The organism is Vibrio sp. M260118, assembly GCF_036533755.1.
In the GTDB taxonomy this organism is placed as follows: Bacteria; Pseudomonadota; Gammaproteobacteria; order Enterobacterales; family Vibrionaceae; genus Vibrio.
In genome coordinates this window covers 1-9,786 of sequence record NZ_JATABG010000109.1, presented here as the reverse complement: position 1 = coordinate 9,786, position 9,786 = coordinate 1, and the positions used below count along the sequence as shown (strand labels likewise).

Sequence of the window (9,786 nt, the reverse complement as noted above, 5' to 3'; positions counted from 1 at the left end):
TGATTTTGTTGCTCTAGCATTTCTTTAAGCACAGCGGCAGATTTAGCTTCACCACCAGCAGTCCACCAGTGCAGTACTTCGACTTCACCAGCATTAGCGAGATTAGCAGCAGAAAGTAGAGATAGGGTAAGTAGGGTTTTATTTAGTTTCATTATTATCTTCCATGTATTGGATTAGACAGTTAGGCCCACTGCTTGATGACCTAAGCGCTCTTGTTTGTACATCCAAGAGTCTATCCGAATAGAAATTTTTGATTGAAACAAACCGTAAACGTAATGTAACAACAATGTTACATTAAACCTCTAGCGTCGGTGGAATAAAGACTTGCGCTCTTAATCCTCTATTTGGCAAGATATCAATAATGAGATCTCCGCCATGTCCATGGAGGATGTTGCGACAAATTCCCAAGCCTAAACCGTGCCCATCTTCATCGCTCGCCAATCGATAATAGGGTTCAAATACCGCTTCGAGTTTATCTTCAGGAATGCCCGGTCCATGGTCGCAAATCACAACCGTTATCCACTCTTCATTAACCATAACACTGACTTCCGCTCTTTGGCCGTACTTAACTGCATTGTCAATCAAGTTGCTCAACACTCGCTTGATTGCCAGCGGCTTAGCGACAATAGGCTCCATCTCAGTCGGTCGAAACTCGACTTGCGTCTTGGTCTGATTATAGGGTTCCACTACATTCAGAATCATTTCACTCAAATCAATATAAGCGTTATTTTCATGCAGATCAGTATCACGCACGCACTGGAGCGCGCCTTTGACCATCATCTCTAGCTCATCTAAGTCACGATTAAATTTCTCGCGTTTAATGTCACTCTCGAGCAGTTCTGCGCGCAGCCTTAAACGGGTTATCGGTGTTTTTAAATCATGGGAGATCGCCGAAAACAGATGCTCTCGGTCAGCCACATAACGGCGAATTCGTTGCTGCATACGATTAAAAGCCCTCGTGGCGGTAACCAGTTCGCTCGCCCCCTCTTCTTGTAATGGCGCCTGTTCGATATCCATGCTCATTTCGTTGGCAGCTTTGGCAAGTCGTTTAAGCGGTTTAACTTGACGACGCACCAATAGGTAAGTCAGTAACAATAAAATCGTAGTTGAGAAAATCAAAAACAGAATCTGCTCGCGACCAATGAGTGTGTCGTCTAGCGTAACGTATGGAGCGGGCAGCAGAGCCGCAATGTAGAGCCACTCATGGGAAGCAAGCTCAATTTGCACAACTAGAATGGGTGGCTCTATCGGGTTTAGCGTCAATGTATGATGAGCCCATGACTTGGGCAAATCGTGTAAATAGATGTCGTTTTTTAATAAACGTAGATTGTCTGGATGGGAAAAATCTACCGAAATACTTTCGGCTTTACGCAACTTACTTTTCAGCACCCTTTGGATGGATTCAATTGATGCGAGTTTTAGCGGTGTATCTTCAATCGACTCAACCTCCAACTGCTCTTTATTAAACGAGACAAAAAAACGCGTGCCTCCCATGTTACGGATTTGGTCTAGAACGATATGCCGATAGCGAACAGGCAATGACTGAAAGAAGGTCACTGTCGAGGCGAACATATTAGCCATACTCTCAGAAGCATCTCGGATGCCTGCTAGCTCTTTGTGCCGCGACTCGGTGTACCAGATACTGGTCGCAACTCCTTGTGCGAGAATTACCGCTAACAAGGTTAAGCCAAGCGTTCGACTAACAAGCGAGTTAAGCCTGAATTTCTCAACCCATTTATGAATATTAGCTCTCATAGCTCACCGGGACAGCAAGCAGATAACCATTACCACGCATGGTCTTTATGTAGTGAGGAAACTTAGCGCTATCCCCAAGCCTTTGTCTAAGCCTGCTTAACTGCACATCAATACCACGTTCGAACGGCAAGGCTTCCCGCCCACGTGTTGCAAACGAAATCGTATCACGATCCAACACTTCGTTAGGCCGCTTCAAAAACAGCATCAGCAGAGCAAAATCACTACCAGATAGATCATGAGATTGATGGGTTTCTAAGTGGGTGATCTTGTGCGCTAAAGTATCGAGTTGCCAATCACCAAACACAATGGATTTTGCGTTTTCACTGGCTGGAGCTTCATCGGTCACATTCACCCGTCGCAACACGGCTTTGATACGCGCATTAAGATGACGAGGGTTAAAAGGTTTGGCGATGTAATCATCGGCGCCTATTTCTAAACCGATGATTTGGTCAGTATCGTCAGATACAGCGGTCAGCATAATAATGGGTACGGATGATTGACGACGAACTTGTTGGCACAGAGTAAAGCCATCGTCACCCGGTAGCATAACATCAAGCAAGATAAGCTCTGGATAGCCTTGCTGTTGCAAATAGGCGTTCATCTGTACGCCATCATTGACCGCAGAGACCATATAGCCCTGCTTGGTCAGATACTCTTTTAACAATTCACAAATTTCTTGATCATCATCGACAACGAGAATCTTAGCTGACATGCCTTTACCTACTACCGCTCAAAAATGATAGAGGGAGTGTAATCACTTCTTATTCAGCTGATGAGATAAGAATACAAAGAATTTGAACCTCTTGCAGACGTACATCACATCTTATTAACAAAATCTGCCAGCCCCCTTTGTTGACTCTTTGTTTAAATCAGCGCCCAAACACTTACTAAGAAGAGCAACTTATCTCCATTTTTTTACCCCAATTAGGCGGTAAGTTCGCGTAGTGCTCCATTTCCGGCTGCTCATCAAACGGCTTTTTCAACAGCTCGGCGAGCTTGTGAACCTCACTAAAGTCGCCCTCTTCCGCTCTGTCGATAGCAATCTGGGCTAAGTAGTTGCGTAAGATGTATTTAGGGTTCACTTGCCGCATTTTCTCGCACCTCTGCTGTGACGAAACGATCTCGCCATTATCATCAAACTCTTGTTCACAGCGTGCTAAATACAGCTCTAGCCAATTAGTGGCCGCTTCACGATCGACAAATAGATCCAACACCGCTCGGTTACCATGCTTATCTACCGAAGAGAGCTCGCGTAAAAATCTCGTGTAGTCAATGTGATGCTGATGAAGAAGCTCAAACATAGCCGCGAACAGCTGGCTATCTTGATCACGTTTAGACAGCAAACCGAGCTTGTTTCTCATCAAGCGACTAAAACTGCTTTGTAATAATGGTTCAAATTCTGCCAAAGCCGACTCCAAATCCTCGCGTTCAAACAAAGGAGATAGACTATGGGCCAAGGCTGATAAGTTCCACATTGCAATACGAGGTTGCTGATCAAAGGCGTAGCGCCCTTGATAGTCAGAGTGATTACAAATGTAGCCCGGTTCGTAATCATCCAAAAAACCGAACGGACCATAATCAAAAGTGTCTCCGAGGATCGACATGTTGTCAGTATTCATCACTCCATGCGCAAAGCCATATGCCTGCCAATGTGCAATCATCTGCGCAGTTTGACTCACAATACGACGGAACATAGCAACATAAGGCTGTTCAGATTGAGAGCAATCCGGCCAATACCACTCAATCACTTTATCCGCCAACAACTTTAGCTCAGCCAACTGATTGGAATAAAAGAAGTGCTCAAAATGGCCAAATCGAATATGGCTACGTGCAACTCTTAACAACAGCGCGCCCTGCTCGCACTTTTCTCTGTAGACTGGTGTATCGCTAACAAACATTCCCAATGCACGCGTGGTTGGAATGCCTAACCCCGCCATAGCTTCACTACACAAGTACTCACGAATCGTTGAACGTAACACGGCCCGACCATCGCCCATTCTCGAATAGGGCGTCATACCTGCACCTTTCAGGTGTAGATCATACACTTGGTTTGAGCTATCGGTAAGTTCACCAAGCAATATCCCTCTGCCATCGCCTAAATCGGGGTTGTAGCTACCAAACTGATGTCCTGCGTATTTCATTGCAATAGGGGTCATCTCATCAAGCACTGATTCTCCGGCCAGCAAGGCCTTAAGTTCTCCGCTAGGTTCGCCATTGGGTAAGTTAAACTGCTCAGCAAGATCCGAGTTCCAAATCACCCAGTGGGTATTTGTCAGTGGCTCCGGGAGCACATAGGAATAAAACGCTCGAGGTAGAGAGGCAAAGCGCTGAGAAAATAGCTGAGTGAATAACATATACATTCCATTAACAAAAGGTATCGCTTCGAAGCTAGCACACGCACCTAAACAGATCTAGCCTGTTACAAGTCATTAATACGTTCGTAGAATGTGATAGGAATCAAACGCCTTAGTACAAAATCCACATTTACTCCGAAGTTCTCACACGAACACTGCACATTATCTACAATTAGACCAAAGAGGTAGGTTGAGCATGTTAGCCTTGCTGCATACTTATCAGGCTTAATTAGAAAACACAGATTATAACTGCGTTGCGTTCGACCGCTTTTTGGTAAACGAACAGGCGAAGTGATTGTGATGGATTTGTGAAGTAGCATTTTATCACTAAATGTTACGGGGGTATAAAGCACACCAGCCCCTTAGTCATAATCAACTGAGATCGTATCACCATAATTATAAATGAAAGTCAGGAGGCCGATATGCGGTCCATAATGAAACAATTCTCACTACACCACATATTAACGGCCCTCGCTGGCATCCCACTGCTTATCGCCTTTTTGGTCGCGCTGGAGTTGTCATGGACAAAAATGGCCATTGTCGATCAAGCCAACAGAGACAAAGAAACGATCGAACTCACTCTACTCTATGACAACCTTGCCCATAACTTAGCAGTTGAACGCGGCCTCACCGCTGGGGTATTGGGCAGTAAAGGCGCACCCGAACAGATTGCTAAGCTAAAAGAGCAAAGACAGAAAGCCGATCAGCATATTGCTGCTTTTAATCAGTTCCAGCCGCAGTACATTTCCCCGGAGATAAGTAACAAACTCAAACGCGACATCACTGCTCAGTTAAGTGAAATTGGCCAAATAAGAAACCAAGTCGACCAATTAGCACCGAAGCGTTCCCCTTTTGCTTACTACTCCAACCTCAACCAACTTGCTATTGATAACGCCATGCTGCTCGTCTCTGGGGTAAACAATGACCAAATCATCAGATTGGGCAACTCACTAACTGCGGTGATGATCATTAAAGAGCGCGCCGGACAAGTTCGCGGAGCCCTCAATGGCGCATTTGCCAGAAAATCCTCGTCCATTGGTCAATACACCGCGATTGAGAACTACTTAAAGTCAGGTAAATACAGTGAACGAGTTGCGGCTCTCACCATGCCTTCACAATACCAACAGCAGTTAACCGAGGCCAAAAATAGCCAAACTTGGAAAAAAGTGGTCGACATCGAGCAGCAATACCTGGCACAGAAAGAGGGCTTGGATGCGCTTCAAGGGCCATCCGCTCTCATTTGGTTTGGTGCTGCAACCGACCGAATAAAACTGGTTAATGGTATTCGTAATCAATTAGTTAATGAGATGACAGACGTTGTATCTCAACAAGCAGCTTCTGAAAAATGGCAGTTGAGCATGATGATTGTCGTGAGTACATGTATCGGTATCATTCTTATTGGCGGCCTAGTCGTATGTCTTACAAGTATTAAAACCTATGTAGGTGAACTGACCACCGATCTCGCCAACATGTCGAAATCTAATGATCTCAGCGTCATATTACGCGCGGATGGTAAAGATGAACTATCACAAGTATCTGTCAGCGTTAATGGCCTCATTGAGAGTATAAAGCAGTTGTTAATGAGAGTAACTCAAAGCAATGACCACAGCTTCCACAGGCTAGACCAAATTGTGCAAGGCGCTGACAACCTTGGTGACAGCAGCCGAGCAACGGCAGATAAATGTGGTAACATCGCCGCCGCTATGACTGAGCTCTCTCAGTCAAGTTTGGAGATTGCCGCTTCCACTGAACGCGCACTCGAAGAAACAGAACAGATGACTGCTAAGGTCATGACCTGTCAACAACAGAGCCAAGAGTCTTACACCATTGTAAAAGCACTGGTTAATCAGATTGAACAGACACAAGAATGCATGGTCAAGCTAGAACAAGATGCGCAAAGCGTGAGTAAAATCGTCGAGACCATCAATGGTATTTCAGAACAAACCAACTTGTTAGCACTTAACGCGGCGATAGAAGCTGCTCGAGCAGGTGAACATGGGCGTGGATTTGCGGTTGTATCTTCTGAAGTTCGTGATCTTGCTCAACGAAGTAAAGACGCTACAGAGCACATATCTCAACTACTTTCCAATATAACCAACAATACTCAAACTGCCGTAAGCAACATGACTAAAAGCCGAGAAGCAACGGACTCGACATTCAGTTCTGTCTCTGACGTAAACGACAGCGTCGGCCAGTTGGAAGTACTGATCGAAACAGTGAATGAGCACATTACCAGTATCGCCAATTCAACCGTCGAACAATCCAAAGCGAGTGAAGCTGTTGATCAAGATATCGATGTACTGAGTGAGATCGCCCAAAACACTGGGGAACTGGCCAACAACATGAACAGTATCGTCACCAGTTACCAACAAGAATTTAGCAATGTGAACGAGCAGCTGCAGAAATTTAAACTTGCTTAGTCGGAGCCCAACAAAAACGCCAACCTTGTCAGGTTGGCGTATTAATTTAGCTATCGAAGTGACAATGTGATGCGGACAAACTCGCCATCTTCAAATTCGACATTGTGTTCAAACAATGAAGAGGAGTAGATGGTACGCAGGAAGGCGTGCTTTTCACCGACTGTACCGCGAAACAGCATCGAAATATCGGCTACAAGGCGATTGCGATTATTGAAATGTGCATTTAGATCTGGCGAAAGTACGCACAATAGGCAGCCTTTACTGTTGTGCTGCAGATCAACAGACTCTGGGCTGGAAACGAGAACCGTGGTATTGAGCTCTTTTTCTAACATGTTGACCAATAAAAGAAAACTATCCAAGTGCGGAAGTTCATCTCCCTCAACAGGTGCGAGCAAGCTTACTAGCATTGACTCCATATCTAGGCGCTGTGTACGCGCATGGCTCACCAGTGACTTCACTTTCTTTTTAAACGGTTTGTACTTTTTGCTGTTAGCGGCTTTGTTTAACCAAGCGGAAAGAATGTCATTGATTTGGGAGCGTGACTTACGATTCAGAACGGTACTATTGTGATTGGTGCGCAAATGCAGCAAAGCATGAAGAGCGAGCTCTGCTAATAGCGGCTCGAATTCAGGTTTAATTTTAGTATGGATACTGCGCATGTTCTCTGAGCGTACGGTGCTAAGCTTTAGCCTAGTCTAATGAGATTTGTTAAAGGAACGACATGCTACCGAAAAGCTTTGCGTAAGTACAGTAATCAATCTTACTGTGCATAAGATAGTATTGCCATACTGCGATGCGGTCGCTGATGTATGTATGCGCCTTTGAACCACTCGCTTGACTTGGCTATTGCATAGCTCAACTGCGCCCCTCCCCCTAAGCATTGTCTCATGATATCGAAAAGCGGCTAATCCCGGTTCAGTAAGTCTAAATTAGAGGGTTGGATGGAAGCTTAATGTTATCAGCATAAGGAAACTCGCTGGTCATCACGATCTTTTCCTCTAGCCTTAATTACACCAAATCAGTGAGCCATAGTTATCCAGAGTTATGAACTTATAACTTCTATTTATGTGACTTAACCAGTCTAAACATCACTTCAGTGGCACCACCAGAAAACGAAAAGCCCGTTAACTCATTGAGTTAACGGGCTTTTATCGAATAAATGGCACGCCCTGTAGGATTCGAACCTACGACCACATCCTTAGAAGGGACGTGCTCTATCCAGCTGAGCTAAGGGCGCGCTACAGGGACAGAATTATACGAGTTAGATTTCTTAACACAAGCGCTTTTCTTAACATTATGATCTGAATGATTAAAAAAGGCACACTATCAATAACAGTGATTAAAAACACCACAAAGCAAACGTTTGCGTGTGGATGTTAACTTAATAATTTGCGACAATGCGCTGAAAATTATTCGCCATTCTGATTAAAGGAAAGTCATGACTGCTCAAAATATCGATGGAACCCTTATTTCCCAAACTGTCCGCTCGGAAGTAGCAGCCCGTGTTAAGGCACGCAAAGAGGCAGGTTTACGTGCCCCTGGGCTTGCAGTAGTGCTTGTTGGCGAAGATCCTGCGTCCCAAGTTTATGTCGGCAGTAAACGTCGTGCCTGTGAAGAAGTTGGCTTTGTCTCTAAGTCTTTTGACCTTCCTGCCACAACGACTGAAACTGAGCTACTTGCTTTGATTGATGAGCTTAACGCCGATACAGAGATTGACGGTATTCTCGTTCAATTACCCCTTCCTGCTGGCATCGACGCGACACACGTGCTCGAACGTATTCACCCAGAGAAAGATGTTGATGGCTTCCATCCATACAACGTAGGTCGTTTAGCACAGCGCATTCCAAAGCTTCGCTCATGCACACCAAAAGGCATCATTACTCTATTAGAGCGTTACAATATAAATCTACGTGGTATGCACGCTGTCGTAGTTGGCGCTTCAAACATCGTTGGTCGTCCAATGACTCTCGAGTTGTTGTTAGCAGGATGTACAACAACCACCTGTCACCGCTTCACTAAAGACCTTGAAGGCCATGTACGCCAAGCAGATTTAGTAGTAGTTGCGGTCGGTAAGCCTAACTTCATTCCTGGTAACTGGATTAAGCAAGGTGCAGTGGTCGTTGATGTGGGAATTAACCGTTTGGAGTCAGGCAAACTTGTCGGTGATGTCGACTACGATAATGCCAAAGAACGAGCAAGTTTTATCACGCCAGTACCGGGAGGTGTTGGCCCTATGACTGTCGCGAGCTTGATAGAAAACACCATGCTAGCTTGTGAGCAGTTCCATACTCACAACTAATAACAATTGAGCGGCATTTTAGCCGCTCTTTTTATGCCCATCTGGATAAATAGGTGATCAGATATTTATTCTGGTTGTTATTATCGCACGACACTAACTCTGCCCCGCCCAGCTCGTTTAGCCTGATACATGGCTCTATCTGCAGTTTTCAAACTATCACGTAACTCAACATTCTCAGCTTGGAACGCAACGCCTACACTAACACTGACTTTAACATCGATCTCTTCAAGTGAGCTGAGCAATCTCTCTTCAAACAATTATATTGCTCGATTACCTATAGCAATGACTTCCTGATCACTTTGTACGTCCCGAACGAAGACAGCGAACTCATCGCCGCCCAATCGAGCCACATCGTATTTTTGCAATCGTTCACCCAATGAAGCTTGAACTGTTCTTTTTAACGCATGCGAGAAGTCACTCAAGACAAGGTCGCCTGCGTCATGGCCATATTTATCATTCACTGCTTTGAAATTATCAAGATCAAAGTAGATGATTGCACGGCGTTTAGCCCGTGTGCCAATTCCTGCATGAGCAAGGACTGACAAAAAACTGGAACGGTTAGCCAGCATGGTTAACGAATCCATATAGGCTAGCTCTTGAATGCCTTCTTGGTCCATCTTAAGAATGTAATCATCCATTCGCGATTGAAAATAGATAACAATATGACACATCCCAGAGAGCGCAACTAAGGTGAGCACCAAACGTAAGCCTTCTGCACTAGAGTAGCCATACAGTGGGAGCTTAAATCCCAGTATTAAACTCATCATCAACAAATTCAAAATAGAGAAGATGAGCCCACGCCGAAATGGATTGATAAAAATGCCAATGGCGGAAAGAGGATAAGCCCAAAAGCTACCAGTTCCTTCGAAACCACCGGTTAAAACGAGACAAAGGCTTAGGGAATAGATGATGAATGACAAGCCATATATGCCACTACGATGGCCTGCACGGACAGATC

At 44.9% G+C, this 9,786-nt stretch carries 6 protein-coding genes, 1 tRNA gene and 2 pseudogenes; 2 read left to right on the top strand and 7 right to left on the bottom strand.

What is annotated here, in order from left to right:
* The 4 genes and pseudogenes from QTO00_RS08740 to QTO00_RS08725 form a co-directional block, all read right to left on the bottom strand.
* Positions 1-152 (bottom strand): annotated as a pseudogene (locus tag QTO00_RS08740) (sugar ABC transporter substrate-binding protein); the annotation flags it as partial.
* A 142-nt stretch (positions 153-294) separates the two neighbouring features.
* Positions 295-1,755, bottom strand: coding sequence for an ATP-binding protein (locus QTO00_RS08735; RefSeq protein ID WP_331424323.1), 1,461 nt, complete (start codon positions 1,753-1,755; stop codon positions 295-297).
* Positions 1,745-2,467, bottom strand: coding sequence for a response regulator (locus tag QTO00_RS08730; RefSeq protein WP_038206789.1), 723 nt, complete (start codon positions 2,465-2,467; stop codon positions 1,745-1,747). Before QTO00_RS08730 ends, QTO00_RS08735 begins: the two co-directional genes overlap by 11 nt.
* Before the next feature lie 175 nt (positions 2,468-2,642).
* Complete coding sequence (locus QTO00_RS08725) at positions 2,643-4,109, bottom strand: protein adenylyltransferase SelO (RefSeq protein WP_443088911.1); 1,467 nt, start codon at positions 4,107-4,109, stop codon at positions 2,643-2,645.
* A 422-nt stretch (positions 4,110-4,531) separates the two neighbouring features.
* On the opposite strand from QTO00_RS08725, the gene QTO00_RS08720 reads away from it, so the two are divergent.
* Positions 4,532-6,529: a methyl-accepting chemotaxis protein gene (locus QTO00_RS08720; protein ID WP_331424320.1), complete on the top strand. Its 1,998-nt coding sequence runs from the start codon at positions 4,532-4,534 to the stop codon at positions 6,527-6,529.
* Positions 6,530-6,579: 50 nt separating this feature from the next.
* Here the strand turns inward: QTO00_RS08720 and QTO00_RS08715 are convergent, their stop codons facing one another.
* The gene (locus QTO00_RS08715) at positions 6,580-7,188 is read right to left on the bottom strand and encodes a DUF2913 family protein (protein ID WP_331424319.1); all 609 of its coding nucleotides are present in this window, start codon (positions 7,186-7,188) and stop codon (positions 6,580-6,582) included.
* A gap of 501 nt (positions 7,189-7,689) precedes the next feature.
* A tRNA-Arg gene (locus QTO00_RS08710) sits at positions 7,690-7,766 on the bottom strand.
* Positions 7,767-7,967: 201 nt separating this feature from the next.
* On the opposite strand from QTO00_RS08710, the gene folD reads away from it, so the two are divergent.
* A complete protein-coding gene (gene folD / locus QTO00_RS08705) occupies positions 7,968-8,828 on the top strand; it encodes a bifunctional methylenetetrahydrofolate dehydrogenase/methenyltetrahydrofolate cyclohydrolase FolD (protein ID WP_331424317.1) in 861 nt (286 codons plus the stop codon).
* Positions 8,829-8,908: 80 nt separating this feature from the next.
* Here the strand turns inward: folD and QTO00_RS08700 are convergent.
* Positions 8,909-9,592, bottom strand: a pseudogene (locus tag QTO00_RS08700) (diguanylate cyclase).
* Between the last annotated feature and the right edge of the window lie 194 nt (positions 9,593-9,786).